This window comes from Micromonospora sp. BQ11 (assembly GCF_052068135.1).
Taxonomy (GTDB): Bacteria; Actinomycetota; Actinomycetes; order Mycobacteriales; family Micromonosporaceae; genus Micromonospora.
In genome coordinates this window covers 19,742-39,596 of sequence record NZ_JBQHDB010000016.1, presented here as the reverse complement: position 1 = coordinate 39,596, position 19,855 = coordinate 19,742, and the positions used below count along the sequence as shown (strand labels likewise).

The following is a 19,855-nucleotide window of genomic DNA, read 5'->3' as shown; positions in this document are numbered from 1 at the left end:
ATGTTCACCGGCATCGTCGAGGAGTTGGGCGAGGTCGTCCGGATCACTCCGACGGCGGGGGACTCGGCACTGGTCGCGGTCCGCGGCCCGCTGGTCACCTCCGACGCCCGGCACGGCGAATCCATCGCGGTCAACGGGGTCTGCCTGACCGTGGTCGACGCCGCCGACGGCGTCTTCACCGCCGACGTGATGGGGGAGACGCTGCGCCGCTCGGCCCTCGGCGCGCTGCACGCGGGGGACCCGGTCAACCTGGAGCGCGCCGCCGCCCTCGGCAGCCGGCTGGGTGGACACATCGTGCAGGGGCACGTGGACGGCGTCGGCGAGGTGGTCGGCCGGGAGCCGGCCGCGCAGTGGGAGACGGTGCGCTTCCGGCTTCCCGCCGCCCTGGCCCGGTACGTGGTGGAGAAGGGTTCGGTCACCGTGGACGGCGTGTCGCTGACCGTCGCCGAGGTGGGCCCGGACTGGTTCGCCGTCGGGCTGATCCCGACGACCCTGAAGCTGACCACCCTCGGCGCCCGGCGGGTCGGTGACCCGGTGAACCTGGAGGTCGACGTCCTCGCCAAGTACGTCGAGCGGCTGCTGGGCGCCCGCGCCTCCGAGACTCCGGGGCCGGTGGCGTGATGGGCCCCCTCGGCTGGCTGCTGCACGCGCAGGTGGAGATCGCCGGTTCGCCGGTGCTGGTCCGGGAGATCGTCGGCAACGGGTTCGGGCTCGCCTCGGCGCTGCTCGGCCTGCGTCGGGTGGTCTGGGCCTGGCCGGTCGGCATGATCGGCAACGCGCTGCTGTTCACCGTCTTCCTCGGCGGCGTCTTCGCCACCCCGCAGGCGCACGACCTCTACGGTCAGGCCGGCCGTCAGGTCTTCTTCTTCGCCGTCAGCCTCTACGGCTGGTGGCGCTGGTCGCGGACCCGTCGGTCGGGGCTGGACGCCGACGGTGCCGCGGTCACCCCACGCTGGGCCACCGGCCGGGAGCGGGCGGGCCTGCTTCTCGCCGCGGTCGTCGGCACCGCCGCCGCGTACCCGGTGCTGGCCGCCCTCGGCTCGTGGGGGCCACTGCCGGACGCGTGGATCCTCACCGGAAGCCTCCTCGCCACGTACGGCATGGCGCGCGGCTGGGTGGACTTCTGGCTGATCTGGATCGCCGTGGACGCGGTCGGCGTACCGCTGCTGCTGCGCGGCGGCTTCTACCCGTCGGCGGCGATGTACCTGTTCTACGGCGCGCTCTGCGTCGCCGGCCTCGCCGCCTGGTGGCGCACCTCGCGGGCCGTCCGACCGGCACCCGCCCCGATCCCGTCGACCTACACGGAGGCCGTCGCATGACCACGTTCGCGAGCATCGAGCAGGCGGTGGCGGACATCGCCGCCGGCCGACCGGTCGTCGTGGTCGACGACGAGGACCGGGAGAACGAGGGCGACCTGATCTTCGCCGCCGAACTGGCGACGCCGGAGCTGCTCGCCTTCATGGTCCGGTACACGTCCGGCTACGTCTGCGTGCCGCTCACCGAGAGCGAGTGTGACCGGCTGGACCTGCCGCCGATGCACCACACCAACCAGGACAAGCGCGGCACGGCGTACACGGTCACGGTGGACGCCCGCGAGGGTGTCACCACCGGCATCTCCGCCGCCGACCGCGCGCACACCATCCGGCTGCTCGCCGACGCCGGGACCCGCCCCACCGACCTGGCCCGCCCCGGCCACGTGGTGCCGCTGCGGGCCCGGGAGGGCGGCGTCCTGCGCCGGCTCGGCCACACCGAGGCCGCCGTCGACCTGGCCCGGCTGGCCGGGCTGCGTCCCGCCGGCGTGCTCTGCGAGATGGTCAACGACGACGGCACCATGATGCGGCTGCCGGACCTGGAGAAGTTCTGCGCCGAGCACTCGCTGACCCTGGTCACGATCGCCGACCTGGTCGCGTACCGGCGGCGGACCGAGAAGCAGGTCGAGCTGGTCGCGGACGCCCGGATGCCCACGCGGCACGGGGTGTTCCGGGCGCTGGGCTACCGCAGCGAGCACGACACGGCCGAGCACGTGGCACTGGTCATGGGCGACATCGGCGACGGGCGCGACGTCCTGGTCCGGGTGCACTCCGAATGCCTGACCGGGGACGTGTTCGGCTCGGTGCGCTGCGACTGCGGCCCACAGCTCAACGCCGCCCTGGAGCGGGTCGCCCGGGAGGGCCGGGGCGTGGTGCTCTACGTGCGCGGTCACGAGGGACGGGGCATCGGCCTGCTGCACAAGCTCCAGGCCTACCAGCTCCAGGACCTCGGCCGTGACACCGTGGACGCCAACCTCGACCTCGGCCTGCCGGCCGACGCGCGGGACTACGGCACCGGCGCCCAGATCCTCTACGACCTGGGCGTCCGCACGATGCGGCTGCTGACCAACAACCCGGCGAAGCGGGCCGGGCTGGAGGGGTACGGCCTGACCATCACCGGCCGGGAGGGTCTGCCCGTCCGGCCGCACCCGGAGAACGTGCGCTACCTGCGGACGAAGCGGGACCGGATGGGGCACCTGTTGGACGAGTTGGACGAGGTGACCGAGGCCCCGATGGGCCACCCGGTCGCCGGTGACGAGATCGGAGCGTAGGCATGGCGGGTTTCGGTGAACCGGGCGTGGAGGCGGTGGACGCGGCCGGGATGACCGTGGGTGTGGTGGCCGCCCGCTGGCACGGCGAGCTGACCGACCACATGGTGCAGCGGGCGGTGGCCGCCGCCGAGGCGTGCGGGGCGCGGGCCGTGGTCACCCGCGTGGCCGGCTCGGTGGAGCTGCCGGTGGTGGCCCAGGCCCTGGCCCGCCGCTGCGACGTGGTCGTCGCCCTCGGTGTGGTGGTGCGCGGGGCGACCGCGCACTTCGACTACGTGTGCCGCTCGGTGACCGACGGGCTCACCCGGGTCGCGCTCGACGAGGGCAGGCCGGTCGCCCACGGCGTGCTCACCGTGGACACCATCGAGCAGGCCCGCGACCGTGCCGGGCTGCCGGGTTCCGCCGAGGACAAGGGCTGGGCCGCCACCGTCGCGGCGCTCGACGCGGCCCTGGCGATCCGGACGCTCGCCGGCAACGGCCACCGGGTCGGCTTCGCCGGCTGATTCCGCGCAGCGCACCCCGGCACCCCCGTCGAGCGGCCGGGTGCGGGTCGCCCGCTGCCGCCGCGTGGCTCGCGGGTCGCGCCGCACGGCCGGCTGCCCGCTGCTTTCGTCACACGGTGTCACGCCAGCTCGACCCCGCCCCTCCTCCTCCGCCGACTTTGCTCTGCACCCCGATATGCGCCAGTCGCACACGGTGAGTACGCCGGCTCGCCGGGCTGCGGGACGCGGAAGCCGCGACCCAGGTCAGGCCGGTGGTGCGTTCCAGGGTGCAGAGCAAAGTCCCCGAGGCCGCCATGGTGCTTCCCACCGTGACGTTACTCAGAGTGAAGGCGGTCCTCCGGTTGCCCTCCGTGACCGTGGTCGCCGCGACCGCACCGGCCGTCCCGACATCGGCCGTGGACGCGCCGGACCCCGGCGGAGCCGTGGCCGGGGGACAGTTGAGAGAATCACCGGGTGAAGACGTTCGAGGAGTTGTTCGCCGAGCTGCAGGCCAAGGCCGCCGCCGGCACCCCGGGCTCGGGCACGGTCGCGGCCCTGGAGAAGGGCGTGCACTTCATCGGCAAGAAGGTCGTCGAGGAGGCGGCCGAGTCGTGGATGGCCGCCGAACACGAGGGGCCGGAGCGCACCGCCGAGGAGATCTCCCAGCTGCTCTACCAGGTCCAGGTGCTGATGCTCGCCAGCGGCCTCGACCTGAAGGACGTCTACCGACATCTGTGAGTGCGCCCCGCGTTGATCCTCCCCGATCGTTCGTTAAGGAGCACTCCGTCATGCTGCGTGTCGCCGTACCCAACAAGGGCGCCCTCGCCGAGAAGGCCGCCCAGATGCTGCGCGAGGCGGGCTACCGCCAGCGCACCGACCCGAAGGACCTGGTCTGCCGGGACGAGTCCAACGACATCGAGTTCTTCTACCTGCGCCCCAAGGACATCGCCACCTACGTCGGCTCCGGTGACCTGGACGTCGGCATCACCGGCCGGGACCTGCTGATCGACTCGGGCGCGCCGGCCGAGGAGGTGGTGGACCTCGACTTCGGCCGGGCCACCTTCCGCTTCGCCGCCCGCCCCGACGACATCGCCTCCGTGCAGGACCTGGGTGGGCACCGGATCGCCACCGCGTACCCGGGCCTCGTCGAGCGGCGCCTCGCCGAGATGGACGTCAAGGCCGACGTGATCCGCCTCGACGGCGCGGTGGAGAACGCCATCCGGCTCGGCGTCGCCGACGTCGTCGCCGACGTGGTGGAGACGGGCACGACGCTGCGCCAGGCCGGCCTGGTCGTCTTCGGCGACCCGCTGCTGCGCTCGTCGGCCGTGCTGGTCCGGCGCACCGGGGCACCGACCCACCCGCAGGCCGAGCAACTGCTGCGGCGCCTGCACGGGGTGCTCGTCGCCCGCCGCTACGTGATGCTCGCCTACGACGTCCCGGCCGGCCTGCTCGACCGGGCCAGCTCGTTGACGCCGGGCATCGAGTCGCCGACGGTCTCCCCGCTGCACCGCGAAGGCTGGGTGGCCGTGCAGGCCATGGTGCTCAGCGACGACGTGCACCGCATCATGGACGAGCTCTACGAGCTGGGAGCCCGGGCCATCCTGGTCACCAACATCCACGCCTGCCGGCTGTGAGCCGGTCGCCCGTCCCGGCCGAGGGCGCGGGCGGTTCCGCCCCGTCCCGGCCGGCGCCCGGTATCCCTGCCCCCGCGCCACGGTCCGCGCCGGCTGCCCCGTCGACCCCGACGCCGGCCGACCCGGCGTCGACGTCGACGGGTTCACCGCAGCGGGCCCGGCGGCTCCTGCCGGCCTGGCTGGCCCTGCTGTTCGTCGGGCTCGGTGGTGTCGCCGCCGCGGTGCAGGGTGCGGCCAACGCCGAGCTGGGCGAGCGCGCCGGGGATCCCACCATCGCCGCCGCGGTCAACAACCTCGGCGGGAGCCTGCTGATCGGGCTCGTCGTGCTCGCCCTGCCGTCGGTACGCGCGGGACTGACCGCGCTACGGCACGCCCGGCTGCCCTGGTGGGCCTACCTGGGCGGGTTGGGCGGGGCGACGATCGTCCTGCTCGGGGCGTACGTCGTGCCGGTGCTCGGGGTGGCCCTCTTCACGATCGCCGGCGTGGCCGGCAGCAGTGTGGGCGGGTTGGCCGTGGACCGCGCCGGCCTCGCCCCGGTGGGCCGGCTGCCACTGACCGGGCCACGCCTCGTCGGTGCGCTGCTCGGCGTCCTCGCGGTGGGACTGGCCCAGCTCGGCCAGCCCGTCGGCGACCTCGCGCTCGGACTCGTCGCGCTCACGGTCGCCGGCGGGGTGGGCATCGCACTCCAGGCCGCACTCAACGGCCGGGTCTCCGCCGCCAGTTCGCCCGCCGCCGGGGTCGCGGTCAACTTCGCCGTCGGTACGCCGGTGATCCTGCTCGTCGCGGCCCTGGCCGGTGCCTTCACCGGGCCCGCCCCGACCTGGCCCGACGTCTGGTACCTCTACACCGGCGGACTGCTCGGGGTCGGGATCGTGGCGTCGCTGGTGGTGGGCGTCCGGGTGGTCGGCGTGCTGCGTACCGGCCTGGTCGCGGTCGCCGGTCAGCTCGGCGGTGCCCTGCTGCTGGACGCGCTGGTGCCGGGTGGGCCCGGCGTACGCCTGCCGGTGGTCGCCGGCGCGCTGCTCACGCTGCTCGCGGCGTTCGTCGCCGGCCGCGGCGACCGCACCAGGCGTGTGGCGGCAGCGGGTGCGCCGGTGACGGGTGGCAGACTGGTGGGGTGAGTGAAACCGAGTCGGTCCGCCTCCGTCCCCGCCGGATCCGGGTGGTCTGCTGGGCCTCCGCGATCGCGTTGGTGGTGGTGTTCAGCCTCGTGGCCACCTCGCTGAGTGGCGCCACGGGTAGCGGCTACGGCACCTTCCAGCGCGGCGACCAGTTCGCCATGGTCGGTCTCGGCGTCTTCGGCGCCCTGGGCTTCCTGCTGTTCACCCGCCCCCGGGTCGAGGCCGACGCGCGCGGCGTGCGGGTCCGCAACGTCGTCGGCTCGTACGACCTGCCCTGGGAGGTCGTCCGGAGCGTCCGTTTCGACCGGGGCGCGCCGTGGGCGAGCCTGGAGCTGCACGACGACGACCTGCTGCCGATGGTGGCCCTCCAGGCCGCCGACAAGGAGCTCGCGGTCGACGGGGTCCGCGCGCTGCGCCGGCTGCACCAGGCCCACCAGGCCCGCCTCGCCGAGGGCGCCACCGGCCGCTGACCTGGGCCCGGGACGCCGCAGGGGGTCACCGGCGCCGGTCCGGCCCGGGGTGAGACGCCCGGTTTGGGGCGTCGGTGGGCGAGGGTGTAGTGTTGTCGAGTCGACCAGGCTGTCTCCGACAGCCATGAAAGAGGAGCTCCCGCTCCCACCCGAGTCGCCGCCACGGTGGCCGGGTCCGGTCACCGGTTCCGGGCACGTCCCGGTCCCGGATGCGCGATCATGTGATCGTGCCGACCGGTCGAGCGGGCCCTGGCATGCGCCGGGGCCTTCTGCTTTCCGGGTCGGTTCCCATCCGGGGACCGCGAGGGTCGGACACGAAGCAGACTCGACTCGAGGAGGCCCCATCAGCGTCGAACCACGCGTGAACGAGCAGATCCGGGCACGTGAGGTCCGACTGGTCGGCCCTGAGGGTGAGCAGGTGGGCATCGTCCCGCTGGAGCGCGCCCTGCAGCTGGCCGCGGACGTCGACCTGGACCTGGTCGAGGTTGCGCCGATGGCGCGCCCGCCGGTGTGCAAGCTCATGGACTTCGGCAAGTTCAAGTACGAGAGCGCACTGAAGGCGCGCGAAGCGCGGCGTAACCAGCAGCAGACCGTCATCAAGGAGATGAAGCTCCGGCCCAAGATCGACCCGCACGACTACGAGACCAAGAAGGGTCACGTGGTGCGGTTCCTCAAGGCCGGCGACAAGGTCAAGGTGACGATCATGTTCCGCGGTCGCGAGCAGAGCCGCCCGGAGCTGGGTTACCGGCTCCTGCGTCGGCTCGAGTCCGAGATCACGGAGCTGGGATACGTCGAGGCCGCTCCGAAGCAGGACGGCCGAAACATGATCATGGTTCTCGCCCCGCACCGGGCCGTCAAGGCCTCCGCGGTCGCCGCGACGGCGTCTCGCGGTGGGCCCCGGGAGCGGACCGCGGACGAGTCCGCCGGTCCGGAAGCCGGGGAGACCGCGGTAGCCGGCGAGACCGCAGCAGCCGGTGAGACCGGCACCGTCGCCGACAACAGCGGCGAGTAACAGGGGAGAGACGTTCCACATGCCGAAGATGAAGACGCACACGGGTATGGCCAAGCGGGTGAAGGTGACCGGCAAGGGAAAGATCGTTTCCCAGCAGGCCGGGCTTCGCCACAAGCTGGAGAAGAAGCCCTCCACCCAGACCCGGCGCCTGTCCGGCACGGTCGTGGTGGCCAAGGCCGACCTCAAGCGCATCAAGAAGCTGCTCGGCCGCTGACGCGCGCCACCCTGACGTAAGAAGGAGTTGAGATGGCACGCGTCAAGCGGGCTGTGAACGCCCAGAAGAAGCGCCGTTCCCTGCTGGAGACCGCCAGCGGCTACCGCGGACAGCGCTCCCGGCTGTACCGCAAGGCCAAGGAGCAGGTGCTGCACTCGATGCAGTACGCCTACCGGGACCGTCGCGACCGTAAGGGCGACTTCCGGCAGCTGTGGATCCAGCGGATCAACGCGGGTGCCCGCGCCAACGGGATGACCTACAACCGGCTGATCCAGGGCCTGCGCCTGGCCGGCATCGAGGTCGACCGCAAGATCCTGGCCGACATGGCCGTCAACGACGCCGCCTCGTTCGCGGCGATCGTCGAGCTGGCCCGGGCCGCGGTCGCGGCCGAGGGCACCGGTGGCGCGGCGGCCCAGGCCGCCTGATCCCCGCCAGCAACGCCTGCGAGGCGCCCCCCGTCACCTGCGAGGGGCGCCTCGCCCACGTCTGAGGAACCCATGCCCTTCACTCCGCGTACGCCCCGGGTGGTTGCCGCCCGCCGGTTGCAGCGCCGCCGGGACCGCGAGGCGACCGGCCGCTTCCTGGCCGAGGGGCCGCAGGCGGTCCGCGAGGCCCTGGCCCGTCCGGGGGTGGTCACGGAGCTGTTCGGTACGCCGACCGCCCTCGACCGGTACGCCGACCTGGCCGCCCGTGCGGCCGGCGCCGACGTGCCGGTCTCCGAGGTGACCGACGAGGGGCTCGCCGCCCTCGCCGAGACCGTCGCACCGCAGGGACTGGTGGCGGTGTGCCGGCACCTCGACGTGCCCCTGGAGCGGGCCCTGTCCGGCGCGCCCCGTCTCGTGGCGGTGCTCGCCGACATCCGGGACCCGGGTAACGCCGGAACGGTGCTCCGTACCGCCGACGCGGCCGGTGCCCAGGTGGTGGTGTTCGCCGGGGAGGCCGTCGACCCGTACAACGGCAAGGCCGTGCGGGCGTCGGCCGGCAGCCTGTTCCACCTGGACGTGGTCCGCGAGCCCGACCCCCGTCACGCGGTCGACGCGCTCCGCGCGGCGGGGCTGTCGATCCTCGCCACCACCGGGTACGGCGACGACGACCTGGACGACCTGGCCGACGACGGCCGCCTGACCGCGCCCACGGCGTGGCTGTTCGGCTCCGAGGCGCACGGCCTGTCCGAGGAGCTGACCGGTGCCGCCGACGCCCGTGTCCGGGTGCCCCTGCACGGGCGCGCCGAGAGCCTGAACCTGGCTGCGGCCGCCGCCGTCTGCCTGTACGCTTCAGCGAGAGCACAGCGCCGACCGTCGACCGGTCGCGCGGAACAGACAGCAGGGGAGAGCGTCCGCCCATGAACGCGCCACGGCGTTCGTTTAGCCAGCCCGCCGGTGTCGGCGGGCGGCGGGCCTGACCTGCTCTCCGCACAACTCCCACCGGCGGGCTGCGGCACAGCCGCGCGTCCGTAGACTCGCCTAGCCGCCCGTGAGGGCCGGCGCCGCCGTGAGGGAGTGCCCGTTCGCCATGAGCTACCGCAACGATCCGTACGACCCGAAGCAGGTCGCCCTGCTCGACCCGGCCGCCCTGGCCGACGCCGTCACCGACGCCGAGAAGGCGTTCGCCGCCGCCGGTGACCCCGACACGCTGACCGCGCTGCGCCCCGCGCACCTCGGCGACCGTTCGCCGGTGTCCCTGGCCCGCCGGGAGATCGGCGCGCTGCCGCCGGCCGCGAAGTCCGACGCCGGCAAGCGGGTCAACGAGGCCCGCCGGGCGATCGAGGCCGCCTACGCCGCCCGCGCCGAGATCCTCGACCGTGAGCAGGCCGAGCGGATGCTGGCCGAGGAGCGGGTGGACGTCACGCTGCCGTACGACCGGCGCCCGTCCGGTGCCCGGCACCCGGTGAGCACCCTCATGGAGCAGGTCAGCGACTTCTTCGTCGGGATGGGCTACGAGGTGGCCGAGGGTCCCGAGGTCGAGTTGGAGTGGACCAACTTCGACGCGCTGAACATCCCGCCGGACCACCCGGCCCGGGGCCTGATGGACACGTTCCACGTCGCGCCGGAGGACTCCGGCATGGTGCTGCGTACGCACACCTCGCCGGTGCAGGCGCGGACGATGCTGGCCCGTACGCCGCCGATCTACGTGATCTGCCCGGGTCGGGTCTACCGCACCGACGAGCTGGACGCCACCCACGCACCGGTCTTCCACCAGGTGGAGGGTCTGGTCGTCGACAAGGGCATCACGATGGCGCACCTGCGCGGCACACTGGACCACTTCGCCCGGGCGATGTTCGGGCCGGACGCGAAGACCCGGTGGCGGCCGCACTACTTCCCGTTCACCGAGCCGTCGGCCGAGTTCGACGTGTGGTTCCCGGAGCACCGCAAGGGCCCGCAGTGGGTCGAGTGGGGTGGCTGCGGCATGGTCAACCCGCGGGTCCTGCGGGCCTGCGGCATCGACCCGGACGTCTACTCCGGATTCGCCTTCGGCATGGGCATCGACCGCACCGTCATGTTCCGCCACGGCGTGGGCGACATGCGGGACATGGTCGAGGGCGACGTCCGGTTCACCCGGGCGTTCGGCCACGGCGCATGAGCGGGCGGGACGACGTGAGCGGCGTGCGGGTACGAGTTACGGAGACGGTGGTCTGAGTCATGCGAGTTTCTGTCAGCTGGCTGCGGGAGTACGTGGACCTGCCGGGCGACCTGGCTCCGGGCGACCTGGAGCAGGCTCTGGTCGACCTGGGCATCGAGGTCGACTCCATGCTGGACCTGGGTGAGACGGTCACCGGGTCCCTGGTGGTCGGTGAGGTCCGCGAGATCGAGGAGCTCACCGGCTTCAAGAAGCCGATCCGGTTCTGCCGGGTCGACGTGGGCGCCGCCAACGGCACCGGCGAGCCCCAGGAGATCGTCTGCGGGGCGCGCAACTTCGCCGTCGGCGACCGGGTGGTGGTGATCCTCCCCGGCGGTGTCCTGCCCGGCAACTTCGCCATCGGGGCCCGCAAGACGTACGGGCGCAACTCCAACGGCATGATCTGCTCGGCCAAGGAGCTGGGCCTCGGCGACGACCACTCCGGCATCATCGTGCTGCCCGAGCACGTCCCGGCCAAGCCGGGCGACGACGCGCGCCCGCTGGTCGGCCTCGACGACGTCGTGGTCGAGGTCGAGGTGACCCCGGACCGCGGATACCAGATGTCGGTGCGGGGCATCGCCCGCGAGCTGGCACACGCCCTCGGGGTGGGCTTCCGGGATCCCGGTCTCACTCCGGCGCCCGGTGCCACCGAGAGCCCCGCGTACCCGGTCGAGGTCCGGGACACCGTCGGCTGCGACCGCTTCGCGGCCCGGATGGTGCGCGGCGTCGACCCGGCCGCGCCCACCCCGGACTGGATGGCGCGGCGGCTCACCACCGCCGGCATCCGCAGCATCTCGCTGCCGGTGGACATCACCAACTACGTGATGCTCTGCCTCGGCCAGCCGATGCACGCCTTCGACGCCGACCGGATCGCCGGTCCGCTGGTGGTCCGGCGCGCCGAGGCGGGGGAGAAGCTCACCACCCTGGACGGTGTCACCCGCACCCTCGCCGCCGAGGACATGGTGATCTGCGACGACACCGGCCCGATCTCGCTCGCCGCGGTGATGGGCGGGGAGACCAGCGAGGTCGTCGACAGCACGGTGAACGTCCTGTTCGAGGCCGCCCACTGGGACCCGGTGACGGTCGGCCGTACCGCCCGCCGGCACAAGCTGTTCAGCGAGGCCGCCAAGCGGTGGGAGCGGGGCGTCGACCCGGCGCTGCCGCTGGTCGCCCTGGACGTCGCGGTGGCGCTGCTGGTCACACACGGCGGCGGCACCGCCGGCGAGGAGGTCCTCGACATCGACCACGTCCGGCCGCGTACGCCGGTGGTCATGCCGGCCGACCTGCCCACCCGGCGGGTCGGGGTGGAGTACCCGCCGGCCCGCGTGGTCGCCCTGCTGGAGCAGGTCGGCTGCACCGTGGCCGCCGGCGCGGACCGGCTCGGCGAGGACCCGGGCACGGTCGGTGTCGCCGCCGGTGGCACCGTCGCGCTCACCGTCACCCCGCCGAGCTGGCGGCCTGACCTCACCGACCCGGCCGACCTGGTCGAGGAGGTGGTCCGCTTCGACGGGTACGACCGCGTGCCCTCGGTGCTGCCGGTGGCGCCCGCCGGCCGGGGCCTGACCTGGCAGCAGCGGCGCCGCCGGGCCGTGGCCCGGGCGCTCGCCGACCAGGGGTACGTCGAGGTGCTCACGCAGCCGTTCGTCGCTCCCGAGCTGGCCGACCGGCTCGGCCTGCCCGCCGACGACGCGCGGCGGCGGGCGGTACGGGTGGCCAACCCGCTGTCCGAGGAGGAGCCGCTGCTGCGCACCAGCCTGCTCGGCCCGCTGCTCGGCGCGCTCAAGCGCAACCTGGGCCGGGGGATGCGTGACCTGGCGCTGTACGAGATCGGCGCGGTGTTCCACCCCCGTTCCGACGCCGGCGCCCCGCCACCCATGGGAGTGGAGCGCCGGCCGTCGGACGCGGAGTTCGCCGCCGCCGACGCGGTGCTGCCCGACCAGCCTCGGCACGTGGGCGTGGTCCTCGCCGGGGAGATCGAGCAGACCGGTTGGTGGGGTGCGGGCCGCACGGCCGGCTGGGCCGACGCCGTCCAGGCGGGCCGGGAGGTCCTCGCGATCGCCGGGATCCCGGCCGAGCGGGTCACCGTCCGCGCCGCCGAGTACGCGCCCTGGCACCCGGGGCGGTGCGCGCGGCTGCTGGTCGACGACACCGTCGTCGGGTACGCGGGTGAGCTGCACCCGGCGGTCCTCGCCGGGCTGGAGCTGCCCCGGCGTACGTGTGCCATGGAGCTGAACCTGGACGCGGTGCCGGCGGCGCCGATGGCGCCCGGGCCGGCGGTGTCCGGGTTCCCGCCCGCGCTGATCGACGTGGCGCTGGTCCTGGACGCCTCGGTGCCGGCGGCGCAGGTTCAGGAGGCGCTGGTCGAGGGCGCGGGGGAGCTGCTGGAGTCGGTGCGGCTGTTCGACGTGTACGCCTCCGCCCAGCTCGGGGCGGACCGCCGGTCACTGGCGTACAAGCTCACCTTCCGTGCCCCCGACCGGACGCTGACGGTGGAGGAGGCGGTGGCCGCCCGCGACGCGGCGGTGGCCCGCGCCGCCGAACGCTTCGGCGCGGTGCTCCGCGGCGCCTGAGGTGAAAGGAAGGGCCCCTTATTAACGCCAGGCGTTAATAAGGGGCCCTTCCTTTCACGCTCCGAGCGGCGGGTGAGCGAGACCACCGTGCTCATTGCCATGCAGTGCATTGCATGACCATGCAGTCCACTGGTAATCTCCTCTGCATAGTCATGCGGAGGTAAGTATGGGAATCCGAGTCGCGGTCGCCGGGGCGAGCGGCTACGCCGGGGGTGAGCTGATCCGCCTGGTCGCCGGCCACCCGGAGTTCGACCTGGTCGCCGCTACCGCGCACAGCCAGGCCGGTCACCGCCTGGACGCTGTGCACCCGCAGCTCCCCGGCCTGGACCTGGTGCTCGGTGAGACGGACGCGGCGACCCTGGGCGACGCGGACCTGGTCTTCCTCGCCCTGCCGCACGGTGAGTCGGCGGCCCTCGCCGCCCAGCTCCCGCCCGAGGTCCGGATCGTCGACCTCGGCGCGGACCACCGGCTGGCCAGCCCGTGGGACTGGGCCCACTACTACGGCGGCATGCACGCCGGGCAGTGGACCTACGGCCTGCCGGAGCTGCCCGGCCAGCGGGAGGTGATCGCCACGTCGACCCGTGTGGCGAACACCGGCTGCTACGCCGCCACCATCTCTCTGGCGCTCGCCCCGCTGATCGCCGCCGGCGCCGCCGACCCCGCCGACGTGGTGGTCGTCGCCGCCTCCGGCACCTCGGGCGCCGGCCGGGGCGCCAAGCCGCACCTGCTCGGCAGCGAGGTCATGGGGGACCTGTCGCCCTACCGGGTCGGCACCCACCAGCACGTGCCCGAGATCAAGCAGGCCACCGGCGCGACCGGCCTGTCGTTCACCCCGCTGCTCGCGCCGATGCCGCGCGGCATCCTCGCCACGGTCACCGCCGTCCCGGCGCGCGGCGTCGACCCCCGGGCGGTGCTCGCCGAGGCGTACGCGGACGCGCCGTTCGTGCACGTCCTCCCCGAGGGTGCCTGGCCGCACACCGCCGCCACCCTCGGCTCGAACTCCTGTCACCTCCAGGCCACCGTCGACGTCGACTCCCGCCGGTTGATCGTGCTCAGCGCCCTGGACAACCTCGGCAAGGGCGCCGCCGGCCAGGCGGTACAGAACGCCAACCTCATGCTCGGCCTGCCGGAGACGACGGGCCTCTCCATCTGGGGGGTGGCGCCGTGAGCGCGAGGAGTGCAGCGCAGCGGAGCCCCGCAGTCGCGAACGAAAGGTCAGCACCGTGAGCGTCACGGCTCCCCGGGGGTTCCGGGCGGCCGGCGTGGCCGCCGGTCTCAAGGCCAGCGGTAACGCCGACGTCGCCCTCGTCGTCAACGACGGGCCCGACGCCGGTGTCGCCGGTGTGTTCACCGCCAACCGCGTCAAGGCGGCACCGGTGCTCTGGACCCAGCAGGTCGTCCGGGGCGGCGTCGTCCGGGCCGTGGTGCTGAACTCCGGCGGCGCCAACGCCTGCACCGGCCCGGCCGGCTTCCAGGACACCCACGCCACCGCCGAGCACACCGCCGCCGTGCTCAGCTCGGCCAGCGCCCGCCTGCTGCTCGGCGCGGGCGAGGTGGCGGTCTGCTCCACCGGCCTGATCGGTGAGCGGCTGCCGATGCCGGCGCTGCTGTCCGGCGTCCGCACCGCCGTCCGGGGACTGTCCCGCGACGGCGGGATGCCGGCCGCCCAGGCGATCATGACCACCGACACCCGGCCGAAGACCACCGTCGCCCGGGGCAGCGGCTGGACGGTCGGCGGGATGGCCAAGGGCGCCGGGATGCTCGCCCCGGCGATGGCCACGATGCTCTGTGTGCTCACCACCGACGCGGTGGCCGGTCCGGAGACCCTGGACGCGGCCCTGCGGGCGGCCTGCCGGGTCACCTTCGACCGGATCGACTCCGACGGCTGCATGTCCACCAACGACACCGTCCTGCTGCTGGCCAGCGGTGCCAGTGGCATCGCGCCGACCGAGGAGGAGCTGACCGCCGCGGTCACCGCCGCCACGCACGACCTGGCCCAGCAGTTGATCGCCGACGCCGAGGGCGCCACCAAGCAGATCGCCATCGAGGTGGTCGGCGCTGCCGGCGAGGACGACGCGGTCGAGGTGGGCCGGTCGGTGGCGCGTAACAACCTGGTCAAGACCGCGCTGTTCGGCAACGACCCGAACTGGGGCCGCATCCTCGCCGCCGTCGGCACCACCGCCGCCGCGTTCGAGCCGGACGGCGTGGACGTCGCGGTGAACGGGGTCTGGGTGTGCCGGTCCGGCGCCGCCGCCGAGGACCGCTCGAAGGTCGACCTCACCGGTCGGGACGTCACGATCCGCATCGACCTGCACGCCGGCTCGGCCGCCGCGACGATCTGGACCAACGACCTGTCGCACGCGTACGTGCACGAGAACTCGGCGTACTCGACATGAGTCTCTCCACCGACCTCACCCGCGCCCAGGCGAAGGCCGCCACGCTGATCGAGGCGCTGCCCTGGCTGGAGCGCTTCTCCGGATCGACCGTCGTGGTCAAGTACGGCGGCAACGCCATGGTCGACCCGCAGCTTCAGCGGGCCTTCGCCGCCGACATGGTGTTCCTGCGGTACGCGGGTCTGAAGCCCGTCGTGGTGCACGGCGGCGGCCCGCAGATCTCGGCGATGCTCGGCCGGCTCGGCATCCCCAGCGAGTTCCGGGGCGGCCTGCGGGTCACCACACCGGAGGCGATGGACGTGGTCCGGATGGTGCTCGTCGGTCAGGTCGGCCGGGAGCTGGTCGGGCTGATCAACAGCCACGGCCCGTTCGCCGTCGGGCTCTCCGGCGAGGACGGCGGGCTGTTCACGGCGGTGCGACGGCCGGCGTACGTGGACGGGGAGCCGGTCGACGTGGGCCAGGTCGGTGACGTGGAGTCGGTGGACATCTCGGCGGTGACCGACCTGATCGCCGCCGGCCGGATCCCGGTGATCTCCACCGTCGCCCCGGACGCCGACGGGGTGCTGCACAACCTCAACGCCGACACCGCCGCGGCCGCTCTCGCGATCGCCCTGCGGGCGCGCAAGCTGGTCGTCCTCACCGACGTCCCCGGCCTGTACGCCCGGTGGCCCGACACCACCAGCCTGGTCAGCGAGATCACCGCGGACGACCTGGCGAAGCTGCTGCCGTCGCTGGAGTCCGGGATGGTGCCGAAGATGGAGGCCTGCCTGCGGGCGGTGCGCCAGGGTGTGCCCGCCGCGCACGTCGTCGACGGGCGGGTCGCCCATTCCACGCTGCTGGAAGTGTTCACGTCGGAAGGTTTCGGAACGATGGTGATCGCGTCATGAGCACGCTCGTGGAGCGGTGGCGGCAGTCGATGATGGACAACTACGGCACCCCGTCGCTGGCGCTGGTCGCCGGCTCCGGCGCCGTCGTGGTCGACGAGGCCGGCCGGGAGTACGTCGACCTGGTCGGTGGCATCGCGGTCAACGCCCTCGGCCACGCCCACCCGGCCGTGGTGGCCGCCGTGTCCAAGCAGGTCGCCACCCTCGGCCACGTCTCCAACCTGTACGTCGCCGAGCCGCCGGTGGCCCTGGCCGAGCTGCTGCTCGCGCTCGCCGGGCGCCCGGGGCGGGTGTTCCTCGCCAACTCCGGCGCCGAGGCGAACGAGGCGGCCTTCAAGCTGTCCCGGCTGACCGGCCGGTCGCACGTGGTCGCCGCCCGCGGCGGCTTCCACGGCCGGACCATGGGTGCCCTCGCGCTGACCGGGCAGCCGGCCAAGGCCGACCCGTTCCGCCCGCTGCCCGGCGAGGTGACCCACGTCGACTACGGCGACGTGGCCGCCCTGGAGGCGGCGGTCACCGAGGCCACGGCGATGGTGATCCTGGAGCCGATCCAGGGAGAGAACGGCGTCGTCGTCCCGCCGCCCGGCTACCTCGCCGCCGCCCGCCGGATCACCGCCCGGCGCGGCGCGCTGCTGGTGCTGGACGAGGTGCAGACGGGCGTCGGCCGTACCGGGCACTGGTTCGCCCATCAGGCCGACGGCGTCGAGCCGGACGTGGTCACCCTGGCCAAGGGCCTCGGCGGTGGCCTGCCGATCGGTGCCGCCCTGGCCTTCGGCCGGGCCGCCGAGCTGCTCGGTCCGGGGTCGCACGGCACCACCTTCGGTGGCAACCCGGTCAGTTGCGCCGCCGCGCTCGCGGTGGTGGCGACGATCGCCAACGAGGGCCTGCTGGACCACGTCAAGCGGGTCGGCGAGCGGCTGCGTCGGGGCGTCGAGGCGCTCGGTCATCCGCTGGTCGGTGAGGTCCGGGGTGCCGGTCTGCTGCTCGGCGTGGTGCTGACCGCGCCGGTCGCGGCGGTCGCCGCCGAGGCGCTGCGGGAGGCCGGTTTCCTGGTCAACCCGGTGCAGCCCGGCGTGCTGCGGCTCGCCCCGCCGCTCGTCCTCACCGCCGCCCAGGCCGACGCCTTCCTGGCGGCCCTCCCGGCCGCACTCGACGTCACGACCCCCGCCGCCGCTCCGGCTCCCGTGCCGGCGTCGACGCCGACCATCGCGAGCACGACGGAGGCGAGCGCATGACCCGGCACTTCCTGGCCGACGACGACCTGTCCCCCGCCGAGCAGTCGGCCGTGCTCGACCTCGCCGCGCGGATGAAGGCCGACCGGTTCGCGTACAAGCCGCTGGAGGGGCCGCGGTCGGTGGCGGTGCTCTTCGACAAGCAGAGCCTGCGTACCCGGATCTCCTTCGACGCCGGCATCGCCGAGCTGGGCGGTCACCCGCTGGTGGTGGACACCCAGGTCACCCACTTCGGGCGGGGCGAGACCCTCGCCGACGCCGGCCGGGTGCTCTCCCGCTACGTCGCGGCGATCGTGCTGCGCACCCACGGCGACGACCGGATCGCCGAGGTGGCCGAGGGCGCCACGGTGCCGGTGGTCAACGCGCTCACCGACACCTACCACCCGTGCCAGCTCCTGGCCGACCTGCTCACCGTCCGCGAGCACTGCGGCGGCACGCGGGGGCGGACCCTCGCGTACGTGGGGGACACGGCGAACAACATGGCGCACTCGTACCTGCTGGCCGGGGCGACCGCCGGGATGCACGTCCGGGTGGCCGGCCCGGCCGGCTTCGCGCCCGAGGAGGAGATCGTGGCGCGCGCGGAGAAGATCGCCGCCGCCACCGGCGGGTCGGTACGCGTGCTGACCGACCCGCTCGCGGCGGTGGCCGCCGCCGACGTGGTCGCCACCGACACCTGGACCTCCATGGGTCAGGAGGACGACGGGCTGGACCGGAACACGCCGTTCCTGCCGTACCAGGTCAACGACGCGTTGCTGGCCCACGCCCGACCCGAGGTGATCGTGCTGCACTGCCTGCCGGCACACCGGGGCGAGGAGATCACCGACGAGGTGCTCGACGGCCCGCGCAGCGCGGTGTTCGACCAGGCGGAGAATCGGCTGCACGCCCAGAAGGCGCTGCTGACGTTTCTCCTGGAGGCCACCCCATGACCGCCCCGCTGACCCGCGCCGCCCGGCACGCCCGCATCGTCGAGCTGATCCGCGACAAGGCGATCCACTCGCAGCCCGAGCTCGCCGACCTGCTCGCCGGTGACGGCATCCAGGTCACCCAGGCCACCCTGTCCCGGGACCTGAAGGAGCTGGGCGCGGTCACCGCGCGCGCCGGCGACGGCCGGGGCGTGTACGTGATCCCCGAGGACGGCCACCGGCCGCTGCGGGACGCCGAGACCGCGCCGGCCCGGCTGGTCCGGCTGCTGCGTGAGCTGCTCAACGGCGTCGACTCCAGCGGCAACATCGCCGTGTTGCGCACCCCGCCGGGCGCAGCCCAGTACCTGGCCAGCGCGTTGGACCGAGCGGGCCTGACCGAGATCGTCGGCACCATCGCCGGCGACGACACGATCCTCGTCGTGGCCCGCGAGGCCGACGGCGGGGCAGCGCTCGGCGACAAGCTCGCCGGGTGGGCCCGCCGCGAGGAGACCGTTGAGGGGGGCACCACACCATGACCGAGCGGGTAGTCCTGGCGTACTCCGGGGGTCTGGACACCTCCGTCGCCATTCCCTACCTCGCCGAGCAGACCGGCGCCGAGGTGATCGCGGTGGCGGTCGACGTCGGGCAGGGCGGCGAGGATGTGAACGCCATCCGGCAGCGCGCGCTGGACTGCGGGGCCGTGGAGTCCGAGGTGGTCGACGCGCGCGACGAGTTCGCCGCCGGGTACTGCCTGCCGGCGATCCGGGCCAACGCGCTCTACATGGACCGCTACCCGCTGGTCTCCGCACTGAGCCGGCCGCTGATCGTCAAGCACCTGGTCGCCGCGGCCCGCAGGCACGGCGGCACGATCGTGTCGCACGGCTGCACCGGCAAGGGCAACGACCAGGTCCGCTTCGAGGTCGGTCTGGGCGCGCTCGCCCCCGACCTGAGGATCGTGGCGCCGGCCCGGGACTTCGCGTGGACGCGCGACAAGGCCATCGCCTTCGCCGAGGAGAAGGGGCTGCCGATCGACGTGTCGGCGAAGTCGCCCTACTCCGTCGACCAGAACCTGTGGGGCCGTGCGGTGGAGACCGGCTTCCTGGAGGACATCTGGAACCCACCCGTCGAGGACCTGTACTCGTACACGTCGGACCCGGCGCAGGAGCGCGACGCCGACGAGGTCGTGATCACCTTCGACGCCGGCAACCCGGTGGCGATCGACGGCGAGACCGTCACCCCGTACCAGGCGATCCTGGAGCTGAACCGGCGTGCCGGCGCGCAGGGTGTCGGCCGGCTCGACATGGTCGAGGACCGCCTGGTCGGCATCAAGAGCCGCGAGGTGTACGAGGCGCCGGGCGCGGTCGCCCTGATCACCGCCCATCAGGAGCTGGAGGCGGTCACCGTCGAGCGGGACCTCGCCCGGTTCAAGAAGGGCGTCGACCAGCGCTGGGGCGAGTTGGTCTACGACGGCCTGTGGTTCTCGCCGCTGAAGGACTCGCTGGACGCCTTCATCGCCGACGCGCAGCAGCACGTGTCCGGCGAGGTGCGGATGACCCTGCACGGCGGCCGGGCCACCGTCACCGGCCGGCGCTCCGAGGCCAGCCTGTACGACTTCGGCATGGCCACCTACGACACGGGCGACACGTTCGACCAGTCCCTGGCGAAGGGCTTCGTGCAGTTGTGGGGCCTGCCGAGCAGGATGGCCGCCGCCCGGCACGCCCGGTTGGGTGGCTGCTGATCGTGGGCA

The 19,855-nt window shown here is 73.6% G+C and carries 21 protein-coding genes; all 21 read left to right on the top strand.

The features are described 5' to 3' along the window. The 21 genes from ACTMSW_RS26810 to ACTMSW_RS26710 all read left to right on the top strand — a co-directional run bounded on the left by ACTMSW_RS26810 (nt 1) and on the right by ACTMSW_RS26710 (nt 19,846). Nucleotides 1-621 (top strand): riboflavin synthase, encoded by a 621-nt coding sequence (locus tag ACTMSW_RS26810; protein ID WP_441183466.1) that lies wholly within the window; start codon nt 1-3, stop codon nt 619-621. Then, complete coding sequence (pnuC, locus tag ACTMSW_RS26805) at nt 621-1,319, top strand: nicotinamide riboside transporter PnuC (protein ID WP_441183465.1); 699 nt, start codon at nt 621-623, stop codon at nt 1,317-1,319. The genes ACTMSW_RS26810 and pnuC overlap by 1 nt, the downstream gene beginning before the upstream one ends. Beyond that, nucleotides 1,316-2,581: a bifunctional 3,4-dihydroxy-2-butanone-4-phosphate synthase/GTP cyclohydrolase II gene (locus tag ACTMSW_RS26800; protein ID WP_441183464.1), complete on the top strand. Its 1,266-nt coding sequence runs from the start codon at nt 1,316-1,318 to the stop codon at nt 2,579-2,581. Before pnuC ends, ACTMSW_RS26800 begins: the two co-directional genes overlap by 4 nt. A gap of 2 nt (nt 2,582-2,583) precedes the next feature. Then, nucleotides 2,584-3,081 carry a 6,7-dimethyl-8-ribityllumazine synthase gene (gene ribH, locus ACTMSW_RS26795; RefSeq protein WP_441183463.1) on the top strand — a complete coding sequence of 166 codons (498 nt, stop codon included), beginning with the start codon at nt 2,584-2,586 and terminating at the stop codon, nt 3,079-3,081. A gap of 453 nt (nt 3,082-3,534) precedes the next feature. Then, nucleotides 3,535-3,798, top strand: coding sequence for a phosphoribosyl-ATP diphosphatase (locus tag ACTMSW_RS26790; protein WP_088947482.1), 264 nt, complete (start codon nt 3,535-3,537; stop codon nt 3,796-3,798). A 50-nt stretch (nt 3,799-3,848) separates the two neighbouring features. Then, the gene (gene hisG, locus ACTMSW_RS26785; RefSeq protein WP_441183462.1) at nt 3,849-4,694 is read left to right on the top strand and encodes an ATP phosphoribosyltransferase; all 846 of its coding nucleotides are present in this window, start codon (nt 3,849-3,851) and stop codon (nt 4,692-4,694) included. Beyond that, entirely contained in the window at nt 4,691-5,815 is a 1,125-nt protein-coding gene (locus ACTMSW_RS26780) for a DMT family transporter (protein ID WP_441183461.1), read from the top strand. Before hisG ends, ACTMSW_RS26780 begins: the two co-directional genes overlap by 4 nt. Beyond that, on the top strand, nt 5,812-6,285 hold the full coding sequence (locus ACTMSW_RS26775; RefSeq protein WP_441183460.1) for a PH domain-containing protein: 474 nt from the start codon (nt 5,812-5,814) through the stop codon (nt 6,283-6,285). Before ACTMSW_RS26780 ends, ACTMSW_RS26775 begins: the two co-directional genes overlap by 4 nt. A gap of 361 nt (nt 6,286-6,646) precedes the next feature. Beyond that, nucleotides 6,647-7,297: a translation initiation factor IF-3 gene (gene infC / locus ACTMSW_RS26770; protein ID WP_441183459.1), complete on the top strand. Its 651-nt coding sequence runs from the start codon at nt 6,647-6,649 to the stop codon at nt 7,295-7,297. A gap of 19 nt (nt 7,298-7,316) precedes the next feature. Beyond that, nucleotides 7,317-7,511 carry a 50S ribosomal protein L35 gene (gene rpmI, locus ACTMSW_RS26765; protein WP_441183458.1) on the top strand — a complete coding sequence of 65 codons (195 nt, stop codon included), beginning with the start codon at nt 7,317-7,319 and terminating at the stop codon, nt 7,509-7,511. 32 nt (nt 7,512-7,543) lie between these two features. Then, nucleotides 7,544-7,936, top strand: coding sequence for a 50S ribosomal protein L20 (gene rplT / locus ACTMSW_RS26760; protein ID WP_441183457.1), 393 nt, complete (start codon nt 7,544-7,546; stop codon nt 7,934-7,936). A gap of 72 nt (nt 7,937-8,008) precedes the next feature. Continuing rightward, on the top strand, nt 8,009-8,857 hold the full coding sequence (locus ACTMSW_RS26755) for a TrmH family RNA methyltransferase (RefSeq protein WP_441183456.1): 849 nt from the start codon (nt 8,009-8,011) through the stop codon (nt 8,855-8,857). Between the two features lie 166 nt (nt 8,858-9,023). Next, nucleotides 9,024-10,091, top strand: coding sequence for a phenylalanine--tRNA ligase subunit alpha (gene pheS, locus ACTMSW_RS26750; RefSeq protein WP_441183455.1), 1,068 nt, complete (start codon nt 9,024-9,026; stop codon nt 10,089-10,091). A gap of 59 nt (nt 10,092-10,150) precedes the next feature. Beyond that, complete coding sequence (gene pheT / locus ACTMSW_RS26745) at nt 10,151-12,697, top strand: phenylalanine--tRNA ligase subunit beta (RefSeq protein WP_441183454.1); 2,547 nt, start codon at nt 10,151-10,153, stop codon at nt 12,695-12,697. 166 nt (nt 12,698-12,863) lie between these two features. After that, complete coding sequence (argC, locus tag ACTMSW_RS26740; RefSeq protein ID WP_441183453.1) at nt 12,864-13,865, top strand: N-acetyl-gamma-glutamyl-phosphate reductase; 1,002 nt, start codon at nt 12,864-12,866, stop codon at nt 13,863-13,865. A 55-nt stretch (nt 13,866-13,920) separates the two neighbouring features. Next, nucleotides 13,921-15,093, top strand: a complete 1,173-nt coding sequence (gene argJ / locus ACTMSW_RS26735; RefSeq protein ID WP_441183452.1) for a bifunctional glutamate N-acetyltransferase/amino-acid acetyltransferase ArgJ — start codon at nt 13,921-13,923, stop codon at nt 15,091-15,093. Continuing rightward, a complete protein-coding gene (gene argB / locus ACTMSW_RS26730; RefSeq protein WP_441183451.1) occupies nt 15,090-15,977 on the top strand; it encodes an acetylglutamate kinase in 888 nt (295 codons plus the stop codon). Before argJ ends, argB begins: the two co-directional genes overlap by 4 nt. Then, nucleotides 15,974-17,209, top strand: coding sequence for an acetylornithine transaminase (locus tag ACTMSW_RS26725; RefSeq protein ID WP_441183450.1), 1,236 nt, complete (start codon nt 15,974-15,976; stop codon nt 17,207-17,209). Before argB ends, ACTMSW_RS26725 begins: the two co-directional genes overlap by 4 nt. Next, on the top strand, nt 17,206-18,132 hold the full coding sequence (argF, locus tag ACTMSW_RS26720; protein WP_441183449.1) for an ornithine carbamoyltransferase: 927 nt from the start codon (nt 17,206-17,208) through the stop codon (nt 18,130-18,132). Before ACTMSW_RS26725 ends, argF begins: the two co-directional genes overlap by 4 nt. Next, a complete protein-coding gene (locus ACTMSW_RS26715; RefSeq protein ID WP_441183448.1) occupies nt 18,129-18,644 on the top strand; it encodes an arginine repressor in 516 nt (171 codons plus the stop codon). The genes argF and ACTMSW_RS26715 overlap by 4 nt, the downstream gene beginning before the upstream one ends. After that, entirely contained in the window at nt 18,641-19,846 is a 1,206-nt protein-coding gene (locus tag ACTMSW_RS26710; protein WP_441183447.1) for an argininosuccinate synthase, read from the top strand. The genes ACTMSW_RS26715 and ACTMSW_RS26710 overlap by 4 nt, the downstream gene beginning before the upstream one ends. Nucleotides 19,847-19,855 lie beyond the last annotated feature (9 nt).

What these genes read in the sequence shown, in the direction of transcription:
- ACTMSW_RS26810 (WP_441183466.1), top strand. Translation starts at nt 1, where the DNA reads ATGTTCACCGGCATCGTCGAGGAGTTGGGCGAGGTCGTCCGGATCACT.
- pnuC (WP_441183465.1), top strand. Translation starts at nt 621, where the DNA reads ATGGGCCCCCTCGGCTGGCTGCTGCACGCGCAGGTGGAGATCGCCGGT.
- ACTMSW_RS26800 (WP_441183464.1), top strand. Translation starts at nt 1,316, where the DNA reads ATGACCACGTTCGCGAGCATCGAGCAGGCGGTGGCGGACATCGCCGCC.
- ribH (WP_441183463.1), top strand. Translation starts at nt 2,584, where the DNA reads ATGGCGGGTTTCGGTGAACCGGGCGTGGAGGCGGTGGACGCGGCCGGG.
- hisG (WP_441183462.1), top strand. Translation starts at nt 3,849, where the DNA reads ATGCTGCGTGTCGCCGTACCCAACAAGGGCGCCCTCGCCGAGAAGGCC.
- rpmI (WP_441183458.1), top strand. Translation starts at nt 7,317, where the DNA reads ATGCCGAAGATGAAGACGCACACGGGTATGGCCAAGCGGGTGAAGGTG.
- rplT (WP_441183457.1), top strand. Translation starts at nt 7,544, where the DNA reads ATGGCACGCGTCAAGCGGGCTGTGAACGCCCAGAAGAAGCGCCGTTCC.
- ACTMSW_RS26755 (WP_441183456.1), top strand. Translation starts at nt 8,009, where the DNA reads ATGCCCTTCACTCCGCGTACGCCCCGGGTGGTTGCCGCCCGCCGGTTG.
- pheS (WP_441183455.1), top strand. Translation starts at nt 9,024, where the DNA reads ATGAGCTACCGCAACGATCCGTACGACCCGAAGCAGGTCGCCCTGCTC.
- pheT (WP_441183454.1), top strand. Translation starts at nt 10,151, where the DNA reads ATGCGAGTTTCTGTCAGCTGGCTGCGGGAGTACGTGGACCTGCCGGGC.
- argC (WP_441183453.1), top strand. Translation starts at nt 12,864, where the DNA reads ATGGGAATCCGAGTCGCGGTCGCCGGGGCGAGCGGCTACGCCGGGGGT.
- argB (WP_441183451.1), top strand. Translation starts at nt 15,090, where the DNA reads ATGAGTCTCTCCACCGACCTCACCCGCGCCCAGGCGAAGGCCGCCACG.
- ACTMSW_RS26725 (WP_441183450.1), top strand. Translation starts at nt 15,974, where the DNA reads ATGAGCACGCTCGTGGAGCGGTGGCGGCAGTCGATGATGGACAACTAC.
- argF (WP_441183449.1), top strand. Translation starts at nt 17,206, where the DNA reads ATGACCCGGCACTTCCTGGCCGACGACGACCTGTCCCCCGCCGAGCAG.
- ACTMSW_RS26715 (WP_441183448.1), top strand. Translation starts at nt 18,129, where the DNA reads ATGACCGCCCCGCTGACCCGCGCCGCCCGGCACGCCCGCATCGTCGAG.
- ACTMSW_RS26710 (WP_441183447.1), top strand. Translation starts at nt 18,641, where the DNA reads ATGACCGAGCGGGTAGTCCTGGCGTACTCCGGGGGTCTGGACACCTCC.